Raw genomic sequence first — 22,140 nt, 5'->3', positions numbered from 1 at the left:
CCTGATCAGGAATGGGCGCCGTTATTCATTGATTGAGTCCATTCGAGCCTCGCTCTCGCAACATTGCCATGTCGCCAGAACTGCAGCGCCCCTCGAACGGCCAGTATCGATGCCGTGTATCCACTGCAACCTCATCGATTGCCGATACACCGCCATTCATCTCTCGAGCCGGGGAGCCATCACACTCCCGCAGCATCTTTCAGTGCTTGCACCTTGTCAGTCCGCTCCCACGGGAACGCAGTGAAGGTCTCGGTGTGCTTCTCCCCGTTGACATCGCTCCACGTATAAGTCGTCTCAAACGGCTCCCGGCCGAAGTGACCATACGACGCTGTCAGTTGATACATGGGATGTAACAGATCAAGCATCCGGGTAATGGCATTGGGACGCAGGTCGAAGTGTTCGCGCACCAACTCGATGATGCGGTCATCCCCGACCTTGCCGGTGCCGAAGGTATTGATCGATACCGAGGTCGGCTCGGCGACGCCGATGGCATACGACACCTGAATCTCGCATTTATCGGCAAGCCCTGCGGCCACAATGTTCTTGGCCACGTAACGGCCTGCATAGGTCGCGCTGCGGTCCACTTTCGAGGGGTCCTTGCCCGAGAAGGCGCCGCCTCCGTGGCGCGCCATACCGCCGTACGTATCGACGATGATCTTGCGCCCTGTCAGGCCACAATCACCCACCGGACCGCCGATCACGAACTTGCCGGTCGGGTTGATATGGTATTTGGTGCTCGCCGTCAGCCACTCGGCAGGCAGCACTGTCTCGATGATCTCGCGCTTGACCATGGTGCGCAGCTGGTCCTGGTCGATCGACGGATCATGCTGGGTCGATAGCACTACTGCGTCCACGGCCACCGGCTTGCCGTCGTCGTCATAACGGAAAGTGACCTGACTCTTGGCATCGGGGCGCAACCAGGGCAGCATGCCGTTCTTGCGCAGTTCGGCCTGTCGTTCGACCAGGCGATGCGCATAATGAATCGGCGCCGGCATATAGGACTCGGTTTCATTGGTCGCATAACCGAACATCAACCCTTGATCACCGGCGCCCTGGTCTTCGGGCTTGCTACGGTCGACACCCTGAGCGATGTCGACACTCTGCTTGCCGATCAAGTTGAGCACACCACACGTCTCGCCATCGAAACCGACATCCGATGAAGTATACCCGATATCCCGGATCACCTGACGCACCAACTCTTCGAGGTCGACCCAGGCGCTGGTCGTGATCTCGCCGGCAACGATTGCCACACCGGTCTTGACCAGTGTCTCGCACGCCACGCGCGCCTGCTTGTCACGTGCGATGATGGCATCGAGCACGGCATCGGAAATCTGGTCGGCGATCTTGTCCGGATGACCTTCGGACACGGATTCGGAAGTAAACAGGGAATAATCGCTCATAGCGTTATCGACCGTCTGGCTCTTGCCCGCTAGATGCGGATCAAGAAGGGAACACAAGCGCCTCGACAATCACCACTCGTGGCGCCACGACAGCCCGAGATAGGGTTGGGAGTGGGATTTTACACGCTGCTGGCGCCGGTTCCTAGAATCTCACCTGATTGACCCGAAGAACACGCATCATGATTTGATGCAGAAGGTCAAGTCGGCGACAATAGGCGCTTCGATTCAACGGTGTCGCCGTTTACGCGACACTTCCCAGCCAGAAGATCGTGCCGGCGGGGGTTGCCAGAGCGCCACCGATCGCCGCACTGCTGATATTACGTTTGCTGCAGGCGAGGAGCTACGCAATGCCATCCCGTTTCGAACTGGCCAACGCCATTCGGGCCCTGTCCATGGACGCCGTCCAGAAGGCCAACTCCGGCCACCCCGGTGCCCCCATGGGCATGGCCGACATCGCCGAAGTGCTGTGGAACGATTACCTCCAGCACAACCCCGCCAACCCCGACTGGCCCAACCGCGATCGCTTCGTGCTCTCCAACGGCCATGGCTCGATGCTGCTCTATTCCCTGCTCCACCTGACCGGCTATGGCGTCAGCCTCGAGGACCTGCAGCACTTTCGCCAGCTGCACTCCAGGACACCGGGCCATCCGGAGTTCGGCTACACGCCGGGCGTGGAGACCACTACCGGGCCGCTCGGCCAGGGACTGGCCAATGCCGTCGGCATGGCCATCGCCGAGAAGACCCTGGCGGCCCAGTTCAACCAGCCCGGGCATGCCATCATCGACCATTACACCTACTGTTTCGTCGGCGACGGCTGCCTGATGGAGGGCATTTCCCATGAGGTGAGCTCGCTGGCCGGCACCCTGGGGCTGGGGAAACTGATCACCTTCTACGATGACAACGGCATTTCCATCGATGGCGAGGTCGAGGCCTGGTTCACCGACGATACCGCCAGGCGCTTCGAGGCCTATGGCTGGCATGTGGTGCCGGCAGTGGACGGCCACGATCCGGACGAGGTCAAGGCGGCGATCGAGCTGGCCCGTCAGCATGACGATCGGCCGTCGCTGATCGTCTGCCGGACCGTGATCGGCTTCGGCGCGCCCAACAAGCAGGGCACCGAGGCCTGCCACGGGGCGGCGTTGGGTGACGAGGAGGTGGCGGCGGCCCGCGAGCGGCTCGACTGGCCGCATGCGCCCTTCCATGTTCCGGAGGCGCTGTATCAGGGCTGGGATGCCACGGCCCGCGGCGAGCAGCGTGAAGCCGACTGGCAGGCCCGTTTCGCCCGCTATGCCGAGGCCTATCCCGAGCAGGCCAGAGAGCTGCAACGTCGGCTGGATGGCGAGTTGCCGGTGGACCTGGGCAGCGAAGCGCTGATCGAGGCGACCCAGGCCGACGGCGGCGATACCGCCTCGCGCAAGGCCTCATTGGCCTGCCTCAACACCCTGGGCCCGCAGTTGCCGGAACTGTTCGGCGGCAGTGCCGACCTGGCTCCGTCGAACCTGACCGTCTGGGACGGGGCCAGGGCGATCTCCCGCGAGGACGCTTCGGGCAACTACCTGCACTACGGGGTGCGCGAATTCGGCATGGGGGCCATCACCAACGGCATCGCCCTGCACGGCGGGTTCATTCCCTACGCCGCGACCTTCCTGATCTTCATGGAGTACATGCGCAACTCGGTGCGCATGGCGGCGCTGATGGGCCAGCAGGCCATCTATGTGTTCACCCATGATTCCATCGGGCTCGGCGAGGATGGCCCGACCCACCAGCCGATCGAGCAGCTGGCGACCTTGCGTTCGACCCCCAACCTGTCGACCTGGCGGCCGGCGGATGACGTCGAGACCGCCGCCGCCTGGCATGCCGCGCTCAAGCGCCAGGCCGGCCCGACGGCGCTGGTGCTGTCGCGCCAGGGCCTGCCGCATCAGTCGCGGGACAAGCAGCAGCTGGCCAACATCCTGCGCGGCGGCTACATCCTTCAGGACAGCGAGGGGACCCCCGAATTGATCCTGATCGCCACCGGCTCCGAGGTGGGCCTGGCCATGGATACCGCCGCGGAACTGGCAAGCGCCGGTCGCGCCGTGCGCGTGGTCTCGATGCCGGCCACCGATGTCTTCGATGCCCAGGACGCCGACTACCGCAACAGTGTGCTGCCACCGTCAGTGACCCGGCGCCTGGCCATCGAGGCCGCCCACCCCATGCCCTGGTATCGCTATGTCGGTCCCGAGGGTGACATCATCGCCATGGACACCTTCGGCGAATCCGGCAAGGCCGGGGATCTGTTCGCCCACTTCGGCTTCCGCGTCGACAACGTCGTCGAACGTGCCAGGGCCTTGCTGGACTGAGTGTCCTCTGAATACGGGGCAAATCATAAAAAGGGGGCCTGAATGGCCCCCTTTTTATCGGTCTACGACCGGGTATTACTGCTCAAGGACGAACGGATCTGTATATTGATCCACGTTTTCCGAGGTGATCAGGACGCAATCAAACAGCTGTTTTTCACTAGAAACGCCCGTTTCGCCAGTCCGGATAAACTTGTCCGCTTGTTCGACCGCCGCTTTGGAAAACACGGCAACCGGCTGGAGCACAGTATAATCCAGTTCCCCGGCCTCGACGGCTTCAACCGCATCGGGACTACCGTCGAAACCGCCGACCACGACGTCATCGAGCTTGTCGGCCTTTTTCAACGCCGCAATGGCTCCGAGCGCCATCTCATCGTTACCGCTGATCACGGCATCGATATCGGGATTGGACTGGAGCATGCTTTCCATCTTGTTATTGCCCTCGGTGCGATCCCAATTCGCCACATCCGAGGCAACGCGTTCCAGATCCGGATACTGGCTGAGAACCGTTTCATAGCCATTGGAGCGGGTCGCCGCATTATTGTCGGAAGGAGCGCCTTCGAGTTCAACGTAATCTGCCGAGTCGCCGACAATCTCGACCCACTTCCTGGCGCCTAACGCCGCCCCTTGTGCGTTGTTGGAAACGAGCTGCGCCTCGGCCAAGTCTTGCTGGTTGATCTCCGCATTGACAGTGAAGACAGGAATACCGGCATCGACAGCTTTACGAACGGCACCGATGGAGCCATCCGCATTGGCAGGATCAAGGATGATCGCTTTGGCCTCGTTCGTGATTGCCGTATCGACCTGGTTACTCTCGGTATTGGTGTCCCCTTTGTGGGCACTGACATCCGCTTCATAACCAAGATCTTCAGCGGTTTCCTCGGCTATCTCCCCCTCGGTGAACCAATACGGATTCGAGGTATCGTTGACGATGATGGAGATCAGCCCCTTGTCGTCCTGTGCCATGGCACCGCCGGCAAACAGCGATGCACTTATGGCCAGGGTTGCGATCAACTGGCGCTTTCCGTTCATGAACATAATGGATCACCTTTACTCTTATGATTGTGATGCCGGCTTACCGGCTGCGCTTTCCACGGCAGGAGCCTCCATTGCAGAGGGCGTTGCCTGCTGTGAGGAAGAGGAATCGTCTTGGGAAGAGTCGCCACGTTGCTTCCTTCCACGGTACTGAATACCGTTGAGCAGAACGGCGAGAACGATGACAGCCCCGGTAAATACCGTCTGCCAGTATGAAGAAACGCCGACAATGACCAGCCCGTCCGACAGGAACCCGATCACGAAGGCACCAAGGAGGGTTCCACGTACCGTACCGCGCCCTCCGGTCAAGGCCGCGCCACCGATAACCACGCCGGCGATGGCCGTCAACTCATACGTTGTTCCCGCGGTAGGCCCTGCCGAAGTGAGCTGCGAGGACAACACCAGTCCGGCAATCGCCGCACAGATCCCCGACAGGACGTATACCGACACCTGTACACGCTTGACCGGTACGCCGGAGAGTTCAGCAGCACGCGCATTGCCCCCGGTGGAATAGACCCACCGGCCAAATGGAGTCCGACTAAGCGCCAACAGGCACAAGATCGCGACGACCGCCATGATCAACACGCCCACGGGAATCCCCAGAAGCTTATTGAACCCCAGCCAGTCGAAACCGGTGTTACCGAACTCCGGGCTCCCCCCCAGGTTGTTGTAAGTCAGCCCGTCCGTCATGAGCAACGCCACACCACGAGCCACATAAAGCATACCCAGCGTCGCCACGAACGCCGGCACCTTGAAATAGGCGACCAGCACCCCATTGATCGCCCCCACAAAAGCGCCGAGGGCGCCGGTCAGGATGGCAATCACCCATACAGGGGGATAGAGCACGACGCCGAATATCTCGAGTGGCACACCCTGCAGAAGAAAGCCGGCAAAGACGCCTGCAAAGGCCATCGTCGAACCAACGGACAGATCGATTCCCCCAGTGAGAATGACCAGCAGCATACCAAGGGACAGCAAGGCGAAAATCGACACATGCGACGACATGGTCAGAAAGTTATTCACCGTGAAGTAGGACGGCGACAGTATCGAAAAGACCACGATAATCGCGATCAGGGCGAAGAACGCCCGACCTTCCAGCAAAAGGCGTATCAAATCGAATCTGCCGTTCGCTCCGTTCGTTGCCTGGGAGTTGGCAGCAGCTTGGCTGGTATCAGACATTGTTGTTCACTCCGCTATTGCAAGTGGATCAAGCGACCACGGCTTCGCCTGAGGCAGCCATAATCTCTTCTTTCATCACGTCGGGCCCGAATTCCGCCACGATCCTGCCACGACTCATCACCACGATCCGGTGGGCAATGCTCAAGCATTCACCGACTTCAGACGTCGAAAAAACCACGGACAACCCCCGGGAGGCGCCTTCACTCAATAGCTTGAAGACCTCGGCCTTGGCGCCGACATCGATGCCGCGACTGGGCTCATCGAGCAGGACAGCCTTCGGATGCGTGGCCAGCATCTTGCCAATCACGACTTTCTGCTGGTTGCCCCCGGACAACGAGCTGATCGCCGCCTCCCCACCATCGGTCTTGATGTGGACATTGCTGATGGCCTCGTCGACAACCGCTTGCTCACGCCGTCTTGAGGTCAGAAGCCCCTTGGTGAAGGCACCGATGCTGGCAAGGGACAGGTTCTGGCCAACCGACATCGTCTGAACCAGACCATCACGCTGCCGATCTTCCGGCACCAGCACCAGACCCTTGGCAATACGCTCGGCGATGCTCAGGCGTGAGATATCCTCACCTTCGAGCAGGACTCGGCCATCCGCCGCATCGAGACGTCCGGCCACACTTTCGAGCAGTTCAGTACGTCCCGCTCCCATCAACCCATAGATACAGACGACCTCCCCCGCACGAACATTCAAGGACACCTGATCGACCAGCATACGACCGGGTACGCTGGCATCCGGCACGGTAATGCTGTCTAGCGACAGGGCGACATCGCCCATCGTGTATCCGGAAGGCGGTGACCCCAGATCGAAATTGTCCCCGACCATGTTGCGAACGATCCATTCCAGGTCGATGTCTTTCCGTTCGGCGTAGGCCGTCATGATGCCGTCTCGCAGCACGACGGCATGATCGGTGATCTGCAGCGCTTCTTCGAGGTGATGGGAGATATAGACGATCGAGACGCCACGACTTTTCAAGTCACGTATTACCTTGAACAGAACCTCGACCTCCGTGGCACTAAGTGCCGAGGTCGGCTCGTCCATGATCAGAATGCGGGAATTGACGGAGAGCGCGCGCGCAATCTCGACGATCTGTTGCTGTCCCAGGCGCAAATCCTCCACCGGGGTCAACGGATCAATCGGTTCATCCAGTTCTTCCATCAGCAAACGGGTCTGACGCGTCTCTTCGGCATAGTCAATGCCTGTTGCGTTCCCCAGTTCGCGCCCCATGAAGATATTGTCACGAACGCTCAGGTTGGGAGCGAGACTCAGTTCCTGATGAATGATCGAAATACCCAACCTCTGTGCATCGGTGGTCGAATCAAAACTCACGGGCTGGCCATCGAGAAGAATCTTCCCGGACGTTGGCCGTATCACCCCGGAGAGAATTTTCATCAAGGTCGACTTGCCGGCTCCATTCTCCCCGAACAGAGTGGTGACCTTGCCACGATGCACATCAAAATCGACGGTTTTCAGGGCGTGAACGTTACCGAAGGACTTGGCGATATGGCGTGCCGAAAGTATGGCTTCATCAGTCACCCGTTCTCCGGAAGTCCGTTCCACCTCATGCTCATTTATCATAGGAACACTCCACTCCCGTTCACTGCACGCTCATATCGACAGGCGTGACGAGCCAGTTGTTGGGATTGATCAACTGGAAAACCCCCGTGACTTCAATGGTTTTCCCTGTCAGATCACTGGTGTCGATATCCGCAAGCACTTCCGCCTTCATGGCCTCGTTGAGTGCCGACCCGGCATCCTGATACTCAATTTGATTGGTAAACTGGCCGAACTCGATATCTCCCGGGGCATCGCGCAGATCAGTTCCATTGATCGCGGGGCCTGTTTGCAACCTGACTGTCAGATCCTCAGGCAGCCCATCCACATCTACCTCATAGGCACCGGAGCTTCCCTCGCCCACAACCCCGGTAAAGGTCACCGGCATCACCGGTCCAGCATCGCCAGGTACACCATATTCTTCACCCGCTGCCGCCTGATCTTCAGCAATGGCCGATGCCAAGTCTGGCGCCGCTATAGCGCGCTCCTCGACATCCCGTTGAATCCGGGAAAATTCCTCGTTGGCGTGAAACTGGTCACCCTGGACCTCTGAGCCGGCATCGATCGGTACTACCGTGGTATCCCATGCCATCACGCCCACAAGAATGAGCACTGTTACACCAGTCGCAACCATGCCGAATCGTCTTGGAGGCCGTTGCACTGACCTCATATCGGCGTGTGAACTCATATCGAACGACCTCTTGTTCTTCGCAATTGTTGATGAGTGAATGGATATGCCATGTCAGCCATTAGCTGCCCTGTGCAAGCTAACTCATTCACATATGGGTATGTTGCTCGCAGGCCGATGGCACTCAGGGTGTGTCCGTCAAGGAATCAGGACGATCTTCAGTGACTTGGAACCACTCTTCATCAACTCGAATCCCTCTTCATATTGCTCAAGCGGTAACTGGTGTGTCACCACACCCTCGGTCGGGAAATCGCCATTGCGGATTCCTTCAATGACCAGGGGATAGCAATACGGCCCCAAGTGCGACCCCAGCACATCAAGTTCCTTGCGATCCGAGATAATGCTCCAATCCACCGCGACAGGATCCTTGAATACGCTGAATTCGACGAATCGCCCAAGCTTACGGATCATCGACAACCCTTGCTCCACCGATGACGGGTGGCCGGTCGCTTCGATATAGACATCGCAGCCATATCCTCCGGTCATGTCCTTGATGATCGATACCACATCATCACGGCCAGGATTCAGAGTCATGTCCGCGCCGAATTTCTCGGCCAGAGCCAGGCGATCATCAAAGAGGTCCAGAACGATCAGTTTTTCGGCACCGGCCTTCTTCGCCGCACCGACCATACCCAGCCCTAACGTTCCAGCACCCGAGAGCACCACGACATCCCCCAGTTCGATTTGCGCACGTTGCACGGCATGCAGCGAACAAGCATACGGTTCGATCAGAATCGCTTTTTCCAAAGGCAACTCTTCTGGAACGTGGTAATTGATCGCCTCCTTGGTGAACTTCATGTACTCGGCCATGCCGCCGTTGACATTGTTCTGGAAGCCATAAAGGTCGTGCTTCTCGCACATCCAGTACTGGCCGCGTCCGCAAAAACGGCAGTTCCAGCACGGTACGATCTGTTCAGAGATCACCCGTTCGCCGACCCGGTAGTCCGTGACTTGCGCCCCCACCTTGACGACCCGACCGATAAACTCGTGCCCCGGGATCATCGGTGCCTTGATATACGGCGGTTGGAACTCATCCCCCCAAAAACTGGGCGCACCATCATAGGACTTGATATCACCGGCACAGATACCGCAGCCCTCGACCTTGATCAGTATTTCCTGCTCATCGATCTCGGGCACTGGCACTTCCTCGTAGCGGTAGTCGCCAGGAGCGTAAGCGACAACGGCATTCATCGTTTTGGGAATCGTTGCGTCCGGGGAGGATGACTGAGTGAGGGTGTCGTTCATGAGAGCCTCCATTGAGCTGGCGTCGTCTTATCATTTGATCTGTTATTGCTCAAATGAATTAACGCTTTTCAGTATAGTCAGGTCAATGAGTTTGGCCCCATTTTTGACTTATACTTTAGGAGCACTTTTTATCTTGTTGAAAAATATAAACATTCCCATACAAGCCGACTTTACCAAGACGGCCGTAGTAAATAACGGGCTTGCAAAGCAATGTTCATAAAAACATGCATATGAACATATGTTCACATAGGCTATTGATGGACATTCGGTAGACGGCAATGCGCTCAGCCATCGATGGCCGGGGTCGCCTCATCCAGCCGCAGTATCGTGTGCGCATTAGTGACACTTGTCGCAAGCGTGTCAATGACACCGGTACGCAGTGCCCCAAGGATACCCGCAGCCTTGGTATTCTCGCTGGCAATGGCGATGACATCGGGAATTCGCGCCAGGTCGCCGATTGTCAAACCGATGACCCGTCCCTGCATCGGCGTTTCCGAAGGCCTTCCATGCAGGTCGATGAAGTCATATCCCATCATGTCCCCCACCGTACCGGACAAGCGGGCTTCCGCAATCTCTTGAGGCGAAAACCACCCCATTCGCACCATATTGCTGTCTTCGCTGAGATCGCCCACCCCAATCAGCGCGACATCGGCACGGCGAGCCCGGTCGAGGGTCTGCCGCACGGTGGGATTCTCATACATGGAATCCCGCAACTCAGGGTTCTGCACCAAAGCCGGGGCATACAAGGTTTCGCTATCTCCACCAAACTTCATGGCCAGGCGTCTGCAGATATGGTCGGGATTCATGTACTCTCCCGCACGTAGCGACCCCCCTATCGCGCAAACGAACGAGCACTTGCGCTCGCCTTGCTCAAAAACATTGTCCGCGACCGCCCCGACATTACGCCCCATACCGATAGCGACAATCGATCCATCGTGCAGCGATCGCGACAAATGATCGGCAACCAGGCTCGCCACCCCGGAACGCTGAACATCCGGGTCGGCATGATCGAGCGAGATCAATGCACGCCTGACACCGAATCGACGTATCAGCTCCTGTTCGATCTCCGCGCTGACAGACGGATGCTGCCGGACACGGACATCGACGATACCTTCGGCATGAGCGCGTTTGAGCAGACGCCCTACTTTGACCCGAGAGACGCCCAGTCGATTGGCAATCACTTCCTGGGTTTCACCTTCCACGTAATATAACGTGGCGATCTCTGTCATCAGCGCGATATCGGCATTCTCAGCGCGCTCACTCATGGTATAAGCCTCATGCGGTCAGTTATTGGACGACCAGCACAAGATACCACAGCGATCAGGCGAACCCTCACCGATCAGACGCTCGGCGGATCGCGAAAGAACTGTCGCTCGTAGTCCGCGATACGCGCCACTTTCTCAGTGGAACCACCGCCACCAAAATCGGCCCCAAGGAATGCCGTGACGATACTTTTCGCGAGTTCAGGCCCGACAACACGCGCCCCTAATGCCACGATCTGGGCATCGTTACTTGACCGGGCCTTGGCCGCCGAATAGGTATCGTGCGCCTGAGCCGCCCGTATTCCCGGCACCTTATTGGCAGAGATCGCCACTCCGATGCCCGTGCCGCAAACCAATACACCACGCTCAACCTCACCCGCACCAACGGCATTCGCGACACGAACCGCCACATCGGGATAGAGCACAGGCTCGGCATTGTAGGTACCAAAGTCCACCGCCTCGAAGCCCAGGGAGCGCACGTGCTCGATCAGCAGTTCCTTCAGCGCGAATGCCGCCTCATCTCCTCCCAGGGCGACACGCACTTTCTGGGCAGCCTTGGTTGGATCCGACATGGATAGGCCTCCTGTATAGTTTGTCGTTGACCCTATGCCAACGATGCGTCGATGTTCAAAATATCACTATTCGATCATTTGTAAACCAAGAAAATATGCATCCACTCACTTCATCATGCGCTGCATTAACGAACATAATCCTGAAAACAACAATAAATATCATTTAATTCAGATAGTTAATGAGAAATCGTGAACAAGACAGTCTGACAGGGAGACCAAAGTCGCATCCCGACACCTTGTCTTCCCCTTGACATTATGGAGACAGGCGCTTAAACATCTGATCAACACTCGATCATTTATAGATCAAGCCCATACCAACCCTCTGCCCTAGCACTGACAGCGTTACCACCCCATTACCCAACGATGGGTCGGCACGCCGGAGGACACAGGACAACAATCCATAAGCGGTGAGGAATACGCCATGCAACGCATAATCAATGATCCCGATAACGTAGTGGATGATGCAGTTCGCGGTTACCTGCGAGCATCGCCCAATCTGTATGCAGCAACCGATCATCCCCGGGTACTCAAATATGCCATTGAAACGCCGGCTAAAGTCGGTGTCGTGACCGGCGGGGGCTCAGGACATGAGCCTGCCTTTCTGGGATATGTCGGCGACGGATTGTGTGATGCCGTCGCGATTGGCGAGATATTTTCTTCTCCCACTGCTGACGCTTTTCTTGAAGCATTTCGTGCTGCCGACCGAGGCCAAGGGGTGGCCTGTCTGTACGGCAACTACGCAGGCGACAACATGAATGTGAAGATGGCTCGCCAGATGGCTGAGATGGAGGGCATCCAGGTCAAGACGGTGATTGCCCGCGATGATGTTGCCTCGGCGCCTGCAGACCAACGCGAAAAACGCCGAGGCGTGGCCGGTGAAATCATGATGTGGAAGGTGGGAGGGGCTGCCGCTGCCCGCTACGACGACCTTGATGAGGTGATTCGCCTGGCACAGAAGGCAGTCGATGCCTGCTCGAGTATCGGTGTGGGATTGAGCAGTTGCACCATTCCGGCCAATGGTAAGCCCAACTTCACCATTGAGCCAGGTCATATGGAGCTAGGCATTGGTCATCACGGTGAGCCAGGTATCGAAGTGGTCCCACTGCCCAACGCCGAAGCCATGGCCCAGGCCATGTGCGACCCCATCCTCGCGGATCAGGACTTTACCGGCAGTGATGTTGCGGTGCTGATCTCAGGACTGGGGGCCACACCAGTCATGGAGCTCAACCTGCTGTACTCCCATGTCGCTGACCGCCTCGAGACCGAAGGTATCACGGTTCATCGCGCTGATATCGGCAACTACTTCACATCGCTGGAAATGATGGGAGCCACGCTGACTGTGATGAAGCTGGATGAGGAACTCAAGCCCCTCGTCGATGCACCGGCCCAGTCACTGGCGCTCACACGCTAACGACGGCAATCGTCGATCAACATGCAGGAGTCAAAACAATGCAGTTCCTGGACACATCCTACGGTTCCGAGATCCTCAGCGAGCTGGTCGAGGTCATCCTCGACAACCGCGACTACCTGAGCGAAGTCGATGGTTCGATTGGCGATGGCGATCACGGCATCAACATGGCCAAAGGCTTCAGGCTCTTCAACGAATCCATCCAGGGCCAATCCTTGAGCCTCTCCAAAGCCCTCACCACATTGGCCAACACATTGATGGGCTCGATCGGCGGCTCCATGGGGCCTCTTTACGGCAGCCTGTTTCTCGGTATGGGAAATGCCGCCAAGGACCGCGACGAGCTCGATGCCGGCGCATTCGGCGATATGCTCTCTGCCGGGCTGACGTCCCTTCAGAGTATCAGCGATGCCAACGTCGGCGATAAGTGTCTACTGGACACCCTGGTCCCTGCAGTCAATGACTATCGGCATGCCGTCGACAATGGCCAAGGGTTCGCCAGCGCGTTGCAATCGCTACGCGATGGCGCCAAACGCGGTTGTGAATCGACTCGAGAGCTCGAGGCGAAGATCGGACGTGCATCCCGTCTCGGAGAGCGCTCCAAGGGACACCTGGATGCCGGCGCCGTCTCCTGCCAGCTATTGCTGGTACGCCTCGCCGACAGCACGGAACGTCACCTCGATAAAGCCGCCGCCTGACGTGGCCTGCTGACCGGCCGACCTTGTCCATTGCATATCTACCAAGCCCGGGAGGTGAGCTAACACCTCCATGGGCACTGATAATTCATTGTTAAGCGGATTTCCCATGACATCACGACTCGATGCACTCAGGCAGCACTCTCTCGTCGTTGCCGACACCGGCGACCTGGACGCCATTGAGCGCTACCGCCCCCAGGATGCCACCACCAATCCTTCACTTCTGCTCAAAGCGTTTGACCTGCCCGGTTACCAATCATTGATCGACGAGACCCTGGCTGCCGTCGCCGCCGAAGGAGGAGACAGCGAACGAGCCGTGGACCGATTGGCCGTGGCGATGGGAACGGAGATTGCCCATCGTGTCCCCGGACGCGTCTCGACCGAAGTGGCCGCCCGACTCTCGTTCGACAAGCAGGCCAGCATCGCCAAGGCCCATGAGCTGATCGAGCTCTACGACTATCACGGCATCGGACGCGATAGAGTGCTGATCAAACTGGCATCCACCTGGGAGGGCATTCGCGCCGCCGAGGTGCTGGAACGCGAGGGCATCAACTGCAACCTGACGCTGCTGTTCAGCGACGCTCAAGCCCAGGCCTGTTTCGATGCCGGTGTCTTTCTTGTTTCCCCGTTCGTCGGCCGAGTCACCGACTGGTACAAGAACGCGACGGGGCAGGAGTTCAGTGCAGAGGTCGACCCCGGTGTGCAGTTCGTTCGCGGTGTCTGCCAACGTGTCAACCAGGGTGGGTTTTCCACTGTCGTGATGGGTGCCAGCTTCCGCACGACCGGCCAAGTCCTGGCACTGGCAGGCTGTCCTCGGTTAACCATCTCCCCGGCACTGCTCGAGGAGCTCGACGGCATGGAAGGCGACGTCACGCCGCATATCAGCATGGACAAGAGCGGAGGTGGCCGACCAGCACCCCTGGCCGAAGCCGAATTCCGTTGGGGACACAATGGTGATGCCATGGCCAACGACAAGCTGGCCGAAGGCATCCGTCGCTTCGATGAGGATCAACAAACGCTGGAGGCGCGCATTGCCGAGCGCCTCGATGCTCGACATTGATCGGAGGTTTCGAGATGCCGTCACGTTTTCAACTGGCCAACGCCATTCGGGCCCTGTCCATGGATGCCGTCCAGAAGGCCAACTCCGGCCACCCCGGTGCCCCCATGGGCATGGCCGACATCGCCGAAGTGCTGTGGAACGATTACCTCCAGCACAACCCCGCCAACCCCGACTGGCCCAACCGCGATCGCTTCGTGCTCTCCAACGGCCATGGCTCGATGCTGCTCTATTCCCTGCTCCACCTGACCGGCTATGGCGTCAGCCTCGAGGACCTGCAGCACTTTCGCCAGCTGCACTCCAGGACACCGGGCCATCCGGAGTTCGGCTACACGCCGGGCGTGGAGACCACTACCGGGCCGCTCGGCCAGGGACTGGCCAATGCCGTCGGCATGGCCATCGCCGAGAAGACCCTGGCGGCCCAGTTCAACCAGCCCGGGCATGCCATCATCGACCATTACACCTACTGTTTCGTCGGCGACGGCTGCCTGATGGAGGGCATTTCCCATGAGGTGAGCTCGCTGGCCGGCACCCTGGGGCTGGGGAAACTGATCACCTTCTACGATGACAACGGCATTTCCATCGATGGCGAGGTCGAGGCCTGGTTCACCGACGATACCGCCAGGCGCTTCGAGGCCTATGGCTGGCATGTGGTGCCGGCAGTGGACGGCCACGATCCGGACGAGGTCAAGGCGGCGATCGAGCTGGCCCGTCAGCATGACGATCGGCCGTCGCTGATCGTCTGCCGGACCGTGATCGGCTTCGGCGCGCCCAACAAGCAGGGCACCGAGGCCTGCCACGGGGCGGCGTTGGGTGACGAGGAGGTGGCGGCGGCCCGCGAGCGGCTCGACTGGCCGCATGCGCCCTTCCATGTTCCGGAGGCGCTGTATCAGGGCTGGGATGCCACGGCCCGCGGCGAGCAGCGTGAAGCCGACTGGCAGGCCCGTTTCGCCCGCTATGCCGAGGCCTATCCCGAGCAGGCCAGAGAGCTGCAACGTCGGCTGGATGGCGAGTTGCCGGTGGACCTGGGCAGCGAAGCGCTGATCGAGGCGACCCAGGCCGACGGCGGCGATACCGCCTCGCGCAAGGCCTCATTGGCCTGCCTCAACACCCTGGGCCCGCAGTTGCCGGAACTGTTCGGCGGCAGTGCCGACCTGGCTCCGTCGAACCTGACCGTCTGGGACGGGGCCAGGGCGATCTCCCGCGAGGACGCTTCGGGCAACTACCTGCACTACGGGGTGCGCGAATTCGGCATGGGGGCCATCACCAACGGCATCGCCCTGCACGGCGGGTTCATTCCCTACGCCGCGACCTTCCTGATCTTCATGGAGTACATGCGCAACTCGGTGCGCATGGCGGCGCTGATGGGCCAGCAGGCCATCTATGTGTTCACCCATGATTCCATCGGGCTCGGCGAGGATGGCCCGACCCACCAGCCGATCGAGCAGCTGGCGACCTTGCGTTCGACCCCCAACCTGTCGACCTGGCGGCCGGCGGATGACGTCGAGACCGCCGCCGCCTGGCATGCCGCGCTCAAGCGCCAGGCCGGGCCGACCGCCCTGGTGCTGTCGCGACAGGGCCTGCCGCATCAGTCGCGGGACAAGCAGCAGCTGGCCAACATCCTGCGCGGCGGCTACATCCTTCAGGACAGCGAGGGGACCCCCGAATTGATCCTGATCGCCACCGGCTCCGAGGTGGGCCTGGCCATGGATGCCGCTGCGGAACTGGCAAGCGCCGGTCGCGCCGTGCGCGTGGTCTCGATGCCGGCCACCGATGTCTTCGACGCCCAGGACGCCGACTACCGCAACAGTGTGCTGCCACCGTCAGTGACCCGGCGCCTGGCCATCGAGGCCGCCCACCCCATGCCCTGGTATCGCTATGTCGGTCCCGAGGGTGACATCATCGCCATGGACACCTTCGGCGAATCCGGCAAGGCCGGGGACCTGTTCGCCCACTTCGGCTTCCGCGTCGACAATGTCGTCGAACGCGCCAAAGCGTTACTGAGCTGAGCGCCGCACCCAGCCGAAAAAAACGGCCCCAGCCATTAGCTGGGGCCGTGAACCATCGACATCCCGCCGACAGTCGTGGCGAAGGAACGCATTCAGGCAATCGTGACCTGCGGGTCGAGATAGACATCCTGAATGGCATGCAGCAGTTCGATGCCTTCTGCCATGGGCTTCTGGAACGCCTTGCGTCCGGAAATCAGTCCCATGCCGCCGGCGCGCTTGTTGATCACTGCCGTGCGCACGGCCTGCGCCAGATCGTTGGCCCCCGAGGACGCTCCCCCTGAATTGATCATACCGGCACGCCCCATGTAGCAGCTCGCGACCTGATAGCGTGTCAAGTCGATGGGGTGCTCCGACGTCAATTCACTATAGACCTTGTCATGGGTATGGCCGAAACCGATGGCACGATAGCCGTTGTTGGTCTCGGCCTGCTTCTGCTTGACGATATCGGCCTTGATCGTTGCGGCCAGATGGATGGCCTGGCCGGTCAGGTCAGCGGCGACATGATAGTCGGTCCCTTCGTGCTTGAACTGAGGGTTGCGCAAATAAGCCCACAAGACCGTCACCATACCGAGTTGATGCGCGCGCTCGAACGCTTCACTGATCTCGGTGATCTGGCGTCGACTCTCGGGCGAGCCGAAATAGATGGTTGCCCCGACGGCGACACACCCCATCTCATGCGCCTGTTCGACCTGAGCGAACAGCGTCTGATCGTACATCGACGGCAGCGTCAGACTCTCGTTGTGGTTGAGCTTGAGCAACATCGGGATCTTGTGGGCATAGCGACGAGCGACCGAGCCCAGGACGCCCAGCGTCGAAGCGACGGCATTACAGCCACCCTCGATGGCCAGCTCAACGATATTGGCGGGATCGAAATACTGCGGATTGGGCGCAAACGAGGCGCCCGCCGAATGTTCAACGCCCTGATCCACCGGCAGGATACCCAGATACCCCGTTCCACCAAGCCGGCCATGGTCGAACAGGACCTGCATGTTACGCAGCACTTGTGGGCTGCGATCGCTATCGACCATGACCCGGTCCACGAAGTCGGCCCCCGGAATATGAATCTGCTCCTTGGGAATTCCCCGGCAGGTGTGACCGAGCAGGCTATCCGCCTCTCCGCCCAGCAGCGCGGCAATATCCGTCATCGTCATGTCCTCTGTTGCAAACGCCTCTAGGGTGAACCTTTCATCCTAGAGCATGCTGCTTTGCAGGCAATAGCCAATACGCGCAAAAAACGGTACTCCCCGGAACGAACCCGGAGAGTACCGCGGCTCAGGGCGGGTATCACGCCGCCTGAATCTCGATACGTCGGCGGCGATGGGTTTCCTTCTTGGGTAGTCGAACGTTGAGCACCCCATTCTCGAGTCGCGCTTCAATCGCCTCACTATCGATTTCATGACTCAACGTGAAGCGACGTGCAAAGCGCTGTCCACGCAACTCGGCATAGATCGCCGACATCCCTTCAGGCATGTCGAGACTGATCTCGCCTTCAATGCTCAGGACGTTGTTATCGACTTCGAGTTGCAGTCCGTCGTGGGGAACGCCCGGCATATCGGCGACCACATACAGTGCATTGTCCTCTTCATAGATATCCACTGCCGGCCACAGCGTGACTGTCTGACGACTCTCGGTGGATACATCGCGACGAGAGCTGTCATGCTTGACGACATCGTTCATGGTCAATCACCTCCTCATCTCAACAGAGGGCTCATCATCTTGCTCCATGAGAGTCAGGCTGCCTGAATCTCGACCCGACGCGGCTTGAGCTCAGCACGCTTGGGCAGATGAATGCGGAACACGCCGTTACTGAATTGCGCCTCGGCACGATCGGGATCCAGCCCTTCAGGCAAGGCGATGGTTCGTGAGAACTCGCCACTGGCCCTTTCACGCCGATAGTGTGAACGCGCCTTCTCCCCGGCGTCATCCTCATCCTGAGTGCCGCGCTTACCCTGCAGGGTCAAGACATTGTCCTGAATGCTGATTTCCAGATCGCCAGCCGTCAGGCCGGCGCCGAAGACATAGACATGCACGGCGTCATCGGTCCGCCCGACATTGATCAAGGGAAAACTGCCTCGCGGAACAGAACGGATATCGGCAGCGCCGGTATCGGGAAACAGACTATCGAACAGTTGCTGGAACCAGTCAGGCTGGTACTGATGGGTATCAAAACGCTTGAGATCTCCGAACATATCGAACACCTCCTCACGCTAGGTTGTATCGGAGTCACCGGGCCGAGCGGCCCACCCCGGATACGCTGTCGATACTGACAGGTTTTCCGTATTCTGCAAAATGGGGACATCGACGAATATTTCAAGGGGACGAAATCATCATGCCGGTATTGCGCGGTTTCCTCTGGCTACTGGGTTTCCTGCTTCTCGGTGAAAGCGTGGTCGTGCTGGGCCAGATCCCGGTCTCGGGCGGTGTCGCCGGCATGCTACTGATGACGGCCTGGCTGCTGCAGCGCGGTTGCCTCAACCCGGATATCGCTGCCGCCAGCCAACCCCTGATCCAGATGCTGGCCATGCTGATCATGCCGGGCGTGGTCGGCGTCTTCTTCATCGTCGATGACTTCGCCGGCCAGTGGCTGGCTGTCGGCGTGGCACTGATCGCAGGTACGCTGCTCAGTGTCCTGACGACGTTCTGGCTCATGTGTCGCTTCATGCCACGCAATGGAGATCAGGATGACTGAGACTGTCATCGACCTGCGCGACCATTTGCTCGCCTCACCATTGCTGGCAATCACGGTGACGTTGGCAGCTTATCTTGCAGGCATGAGGATTTTCGAGCGCCTGGGTCGTCCAGGATGGTGCCCAGCGGTATTGGTCGCCGCCCTGCTCGTCGCGACTTCTCTGGCATTACTCGGCATCAGCTATGACGAGTATCGCCAGGGGGCTGCCTGGCTGATGTTGCTGCTGGGCCCGGCAACCGTGGCACTGGGCATACCACTCTACCAACAACGTCATCACATTCAGGCACTGTGGAAACCCATTCTGCTGAGCCTGCCGCCCGCCGCCATGCTCGCATCGCTCTATTCCGTCGCCCTCGCCTGGATACTAGGCGCTCGCCCTGATGTCATGGCATCTCTTGCCCCCAAGTCCGTCACTGCGCCGATCGCCATCGGTATTACGGAGCAGTTGGGCGGGTCGGTTGCGCTGATGATGGGCGGACTGTTGATCACGGGTGTCATGACGACGCTCACCGTCGGCCCCCTGGCGGCATGGCTGGGTATCAAGGACCCACGTATCATCGGCTTCGTACTGGGCGTCAATGGGCATGCCATTGGCACGGTACGCGCCTTTGAACTCGGCTCTACCGCCGGTGCCTTCGCCTCCCTGGGCATGAGCCTGACGGGAATCCTGACAGCTCTCCTGTTACCTCTGGCATGGCAATTGCTGGGCTTATAGCCGGTAAATGCGGTAGAATCTCCGCCTCCCGAATTTCTGAATTCAGTTGGGCACCCATGGCCTATCGCATCGCCATCAACGGTTATGGCCGCATCGGTCAAAGCATCCTGCGCGCCTTGCACGAGCGGCAAGACGGTGACACGTCTCCCTCGCTCGAAGTCGTGGCAATCAACGAGCTTTCCGACCTGGACACGATTGCCTACCTGACACGCTACGATACGACGCACGGGCGCTTTCCCGGCCACGTGTCAGCCGAAGACGGTCACCTGATCATCAACGACCAGCCGATTCGCGTGATCAATCGCCCCGACCCGGCGGATCTCCCCTGGGAGGAACTCGACGTGGACCTGGTTCTGGAGTGCTCCGGCAGTTTCAAGGACCGGTCCACCGCCGAACGCCATCTGGCAGCCGGGGCCCGGCGGCTGCTCTTCTCGCAGCCTGCCGAAAGCGATGTCGACGCCACCATCGTGTGCGGTATCAACGATCACGAACTTGAGGCCTCCCACCGCATCGTCTCGGCAGCATCCTGCACAACCAACTGTCTGGTACCGATTCTAACGGTACTCGACGAGGCTCTGGGCATCGAACACGGCGTCACCACCACCATTCACTCGGCCATGAATGATCAGCCCGTCATCGATGCCTATCACCAGACCGACCTGCGTCTGACACGTTCGGCCATGCAGTCTATCGTCCCGGTCGATACCGGGCTGGCTCGGGGGATCAATCGCCTGATGCCACAACTCAGCGACCGCTTCCAGTGCTTGCACGTTCGAGTTCCGACGATCAATGTCTCGGCCATGGATATGGCGATCTGCGTCAAACACGACACGACGGCTGACGAAGTCAATCACTTGCTGGCCACCGCCTGCCGCGAGCGACTGGCCGGATTGATTGGCTACACCGAGGAACCGACCGCCTCGGTCGACTTCAACCATGATCCACGCTCCGGTATCGTGGATGCCACTCAAACGCGGGTCGCCGGTCAGCGCCTGATCAAGATGCTCTGCTGGTTCGACAATGAGTGGGGCTTTGCCAATCGCATGATCGATGTGACGCGACGACTCGCTCGGCTGGCCCCCGAAGCCATCTCTCACTCCGGTTTGCCAACGCGAGGACGTGCCCGATGAATGTACGCAAGATGACCGATATTCCCCTCGCCGGTCAGCGAGTCCTGATCCGCGAGGACCTCAACGTTCCCGTCAAGAATGGAAGCGTAACCAGTGACGCCCGCTTGCGGGCCTGCTTGCCGACAATCAACGCAGCGGTCGAGGCCGGCGCCAAGGTCATACTCATGAGCCATCTCGGGCGACCGACAGAAGGCGAGCCGGCAGACGAGTTCACATTGGCGCCGGTCGCCCGGCACCTTGGCGAACTGCTGGGGCAACCGGTCCGCCTCGAGCGTGACTATCTCGACACGCCGGTCGCGGTTGCGGCGGGCGAAGTCGTCCTGCTCGAAAACGTCCGCTACAACAGGGGCGAAAAGAAGGATGACGAGACACTGGCCAGGCAGTATGCCGCGCTGTGTGACATCTATGTCATGGATGCCTTCGGTACCGCTCATCGCGCCCAGGCATCTACTCATGGCGTCGCCCGCTTTGCCCCGATCGCTTGTGCCGGCCCCCTGCTGGCCGCGGAACTGGAAGCCCTGGAAAAGGCACTGGCCACTCCGGCCCGACCCATGATCGCCATCGTCGGTGGATCCAAGGTCTCCACCAAGCTCGAAGTGCTCAACGCCTTGTCCGAGAAGTGTGACCAACTGATTGTGGGCGGTGGCATCGCCAACACCTTCATTGCGGCGGCTGGTTACAATGTCGGCAAATCCTTGTACGAAGCCGACCTGGTCGACCAGGCCTTGGCTCTGATGGAGAAGGTCGAAATTCCGTTGCCTGACGACGTCGTGGTGGCCACCGAGTTCTCCGAGACCGCCACCGCCGTCGTCAAACCCGTCGACAAGGTCGCGGACGATGAGATGATCCTCGATATTGGTCCGCTGACCGCCGAACGCTTCGGCGGCTTGCTCAAGGATGCCGGCACTATCCTGTGGAACGGGCCGGTCGGTGTCTTCGAAATCGATCAGTTCGGTCAAGGCACCGAGGCCCTGTCCCAAGCGATCGCTGACAGCAGCGGATTTTCCATCGCCGGTGGTGGAGACACGCTGGCGGCGATCGATAAATACGGAGTTGCCGATCAGGTCTCCTATATTTCTACCGGCGGCGGAGCGTTCCTGGAGTACGTGGAGGGCAAGACGCTACCTGCCGTGGCGGCACTGGAGGCCGCCGCCCAATAAAC

The 22,140-nt window shown here is 59.6% G+C and carries 20 protein-coding genes and 1 riboswitch; of the genes, 9 read left to right on the top strand and 11 right to left on the bottom strand.

Annotated elements, in window-relative coordinates; translation table 11 throughout:
* Nucleotides 1–6 precede the first annotated feature (6 nt).
* Nucleotides 7–100: riboswitch (S-adenosyl-L-homocysteine riboswitch) on the bottom strand.
* 79 nt (nucleotides 101–179) lie between these two features.
* Nucleotides 180–1,400: a methionine adenosyltransferase gene (gene metK / locus BLW01_RS16060; RefSeq protein WP_092571546.1), complete on the bottom strand. Its 1,221-nt coding sequence runs from the start codon at nucleotides 1,398–1,400 to the stop codon at nucleotides 180–182.
* A 347-nt stretch (nucleotides 1,401–1,747) separates the two neighbouring features.
* Between metK and tkt (BLW01_RS16055) the strand changes: the two genes are divergently transcribed.
* A complete protein-coding gene (tkt, locus tag BLW01_RS16055) occupies nucleotides 1,748–3,739 on the top strand; it encodes a transketolase (RefSeq protein ID WP_092571544.1) in 1,992 nt (663 codons plus the stop codon).
* A gap of 75 nt (nucleotides 3,740–3,814) precedes the next feature.
* On the opposite strand, the gene BLW01_RS16050 is transcribed toward tkt (BLW01_RS16055), so the two are convergent.
* The 7 genes from BLW01_RS16050 to rpiB all read right to left on the bottom strand — a co-directional run bounded on the left by BLW01_RS16050 (nucleotide 3,815) and on the right by rpiB (nucleotide 11,278).
* On the bottom strand, nucleotides 3,815–4,774 hold the full coding sequence (locus BLW01_RS16050; protein ID WP_092571543.1) for a D-ribose ABC transporter substrate-binding protein: 960 nt from the start codon (nucleotides 4,772–4,774) through the stop codon (nucleotides 3,815–3,817).
* 18 nt (nucleotides 4,775–4,792) lie between these two features.
* Nucleotides 4,793–5,950, bottom strand: a complete 1,158-nt coding sequence (locus tag BLW01_RS16045) for an ABC transporter permease (RefSeq protein WP_092571541.1) — start codon at nucleotides 5,948–5,950, stop codon at nucleotides 4,793–4,795.
* Between the two features lie 28 nt (nucleotides 5,951–5,978).
* Nucleotides 5,979–7,535: a sugar ABC transporter ATP-binding protein gene (locus BLW01_RS16040; protein WP_092571539.1), complete on the bottom strand. Its 1,557-nt coding sequence runs from the start codon at nucleotides 7,533–7,535 to the stop codon at nucleotides 5,979–5,981.
* A 19-nt stretch (nucleotides 7,536–7,554) separates the two neighbouring features.
* Nucleotides 7,555–8,124 (bottom strand): DUF2291 family protein, encoded by a 570-nt coding sequence (locus BLW01_RS16035; protein ID WP_229806542.1) that lies wholly within the window; start codon nucleotides 8,122–8,124, stop codon nucleotides 7,555–7,557.
* A gap of 213 nt (nucleotides 8,125–8,337) precedes the next feature.
* Nucleotides 8,338–9,444, bottom strand: a complete 1,107-nt coding sequence (locus BLW01_RS16030; protein WP_092571535.1) for an MDR/zinc-dependent alcohol dehydrogenase-like family protein — start codon at nucleotides 9,442–9,444, stop codon at nucleotides 8,338–8,340.
* Between the two features lie 284 nt (nucleotides 9,445–9,728).
* Nucleotides 9,729–10,709, bottom strand: a complete 981-nt coding sequence (locus tag BLW01_RS16025; RefSeq protein WP_092571532.1) for a sugar-binding transcriptional regulator — start codon at nucleotides 10,707–10,709, stop codon at nucleotides 9,729–9,731.
* A 74-nt stretch (nucleotides 10,710–10,783) separates the two neighbouring features.
* The gene (rpiB, locus tag BLW01_RS16020; protein ID WP_092571531.1) at nucleotides 10,784–11,278 is read right to left on the bottom strand and encodes a ribose 5-phosphate isomerase B; all 495 of its coding nucleotides are present in this window, start codon (nucleotides 11,276–11,278) and stop codon (nucleotides 10,784–10,786) included.
* Nucleotides 11,279–11,699: 421 nt separating this feature from the next.
* Between rpiB and BLW01_RS16015 the strand changes: the two genes are divergently transcribed.
* The 4 genes from BLW01_RS16015 (at nucleotide 11,700) to tkt (BLW01_RS16000) (ending at nucleotide 16,444) form a co-directional block, all read left to right on the top strand.
* Nucleotides 11,700–12,689, top strand: a complete 990-nt coding sequence (locus tag BLW01_RS16015; protein ID WP_092571529.1) for a dihydroxyacetone kinase subunit DhaK — start codon at nucleotides 11,700–11,702, stop codon at nucleotides 12,687–12,689.
* 38 nt (nucleotides 12,690–12,727) lie between these two features.
* Nucleotides 12,728–13,381 carry a dihydroxyacetone kinase subunit DhaL gene (gene dhaL, locus BLW01_RS16010; protein ID WP_092571527.1) on the top strand — a complete coding sequence of 218 codons (654 nt, stop codon included), beginning with the start codon at nucleotides 12,728–12,730 and terminating at the stop codon, nucleotides 13,379–13,381.
* 106 nt (nucleotides 13,382–13,487) lie between these two features.
* Nucleotides 13,488–14,438, top strand: a complete 951-nt coding sequence (tal, locus tag BLW01_RS16005; protein ID WP_092571525.1) for a transaldolase — start codon at nucleotides 13,488–13,490, stop codon at nucleotides 14,436–14,438.
* A gap of 14 nt (nucleotides 14,439–14,452) precedes the next feature.
* A complete protein-coding gene (tkt, locus tag BLW01_RS16000) occupies nucleotides 14,453–16,444 on the top strand; it encodes a transketolase (RefSeq protein ID WP_092571589.1) in 1,992 nt (663 codons plus the stop codon).
* Between the two features lie 92 nt (nucleotides 16,445–16,536).
* On the opposite strand, the gene BLW01_RS15995 is transcribed toward tkt (BLW01_RS16000), so the two are convergent.
* The 3 genes from BLW01_RS15995 to BLW01_RS15985 all read right to left on the bottom strand — a co-directional run bounded on the left by BLW01_RS15995 (nucleotide 16,537) and on the right by BLW01_RS15985 (nucleotide 18,633).
* Nucleotides 16,537–17,589 (bottom strand): class I fructose-bisphosphate aldolase, encoded by a 1,053-nt coding sequence (locus tag BLW01_RS15995; RefSeq protein ID WP_092571523.1) that lies wholly within the window; start codon nucleotides 17,587–17,589, stop codon nucleotides 16,537–16,539.
* 139 nt (nucleotides 17,590–17,728) lie between these two features.
* On the bottom strand, nucleotides 17,729–18,121 hold the full coding sequence (locus BLW01_RS15990; protein WP_092571521.1) for an Hsp20/alpha crystallin family protein: 393 nt from the start codon (nucleotides 18,119–18,121) through the stop codon (nucleotides 17,729–17,731).
* A gap of 53 nt (nucleotides 18,122–18,174) precedes the next feature.
* Nucleotides 18,175–18,633: an Hsp20/alpha crystallin family protein gene (locus BLW01_RS15985; protein ID WP_092571519.1), complete on the bottom strand. Its 459-nt coding sequence runs from the start codon at nucleotides 18,631–18,633 to the stop codon at nucleotides 18,175–18,177.
* Nucleotides 18,634–18,773: 140 nt separating this feature from the next.
* Between BLW01_RS15985 and BLW01_RS15980 the strand changes: the two genes are divergently transcribed.
* From BLW01_RS15980 to BLW01_RS15965, 4 genes are read left to right on the top strand one after another with little or no spacing between them, the layout of a single operon-like run.
* Nucleotides 18,774–19,133, top strand: coding sequence for a CidA/LrgA family protein (locus BLW01_RS15980; protein ID WP_092571517.1), 360 nt, complete (start codon nucleotides 18,774–18,776; stop codon nucleotides 19,131–19,133).
* The gene (locus tag BLW01_RS15975; RefSeq protein WP_092571515.1) at nucleotides 19,126–19,848 is read left to right on the top strand and encodes an LrgB family protein; all 723 of its coding nucleotides are present in this window, start codon (nucleotides 19,126–19,128) and stop codon (nucleotides 19,846–19,848) included. Before BLW01_RS15980 ends, BLW01_RS15975 begins: the two co-directional genes overlap by 8 nt.
* Nucleotides 19,849–19,904: 56 nt before the next feature.
* Complete coding sequence (locus BLW01_RS15970; protein WP_092571514.1) at nucleotides 19,905–20,978, top strand: type I glyceraldehyde-3-phosphate dehydrogenase; 1,074 nt, start codon at nucleotides 19,905–19,907, stop codon at nucleotides 20,976–20,978.
* Nucleotides 20,975–22,138, top strand: a complete 1,164-nt coding sequence (locus BLW01_RS15965) for a phosphoglycerate kinase (protein ID WP_092571512.1) — start codon at nucleotides 20,975–20,977, stop codon at nucleotides 22,136–22,138. The genes BLW01_RS15970 and BLW01_RS15965 overlap by 4 nt, the downstream gene beginning before the upstream one ends.
* The last annotated feature ends 2 nt before the right edge of the window (nucleotides 22,139–22,140 follow it).

This window comes from Aidingimonas halophila (assembly GCF_900106955.1).
GTDB classification, from domain to species: domain Bacteria; phylum Pseudomonadota; class Gammaproteobacteria; order Pseudomonadales; family Halomonadaceae; genus Aidingimonas; species Aidingimonas halophila.
This window is presented reverse-complemented; position numbering and strand designations above follow the sequence as displayed.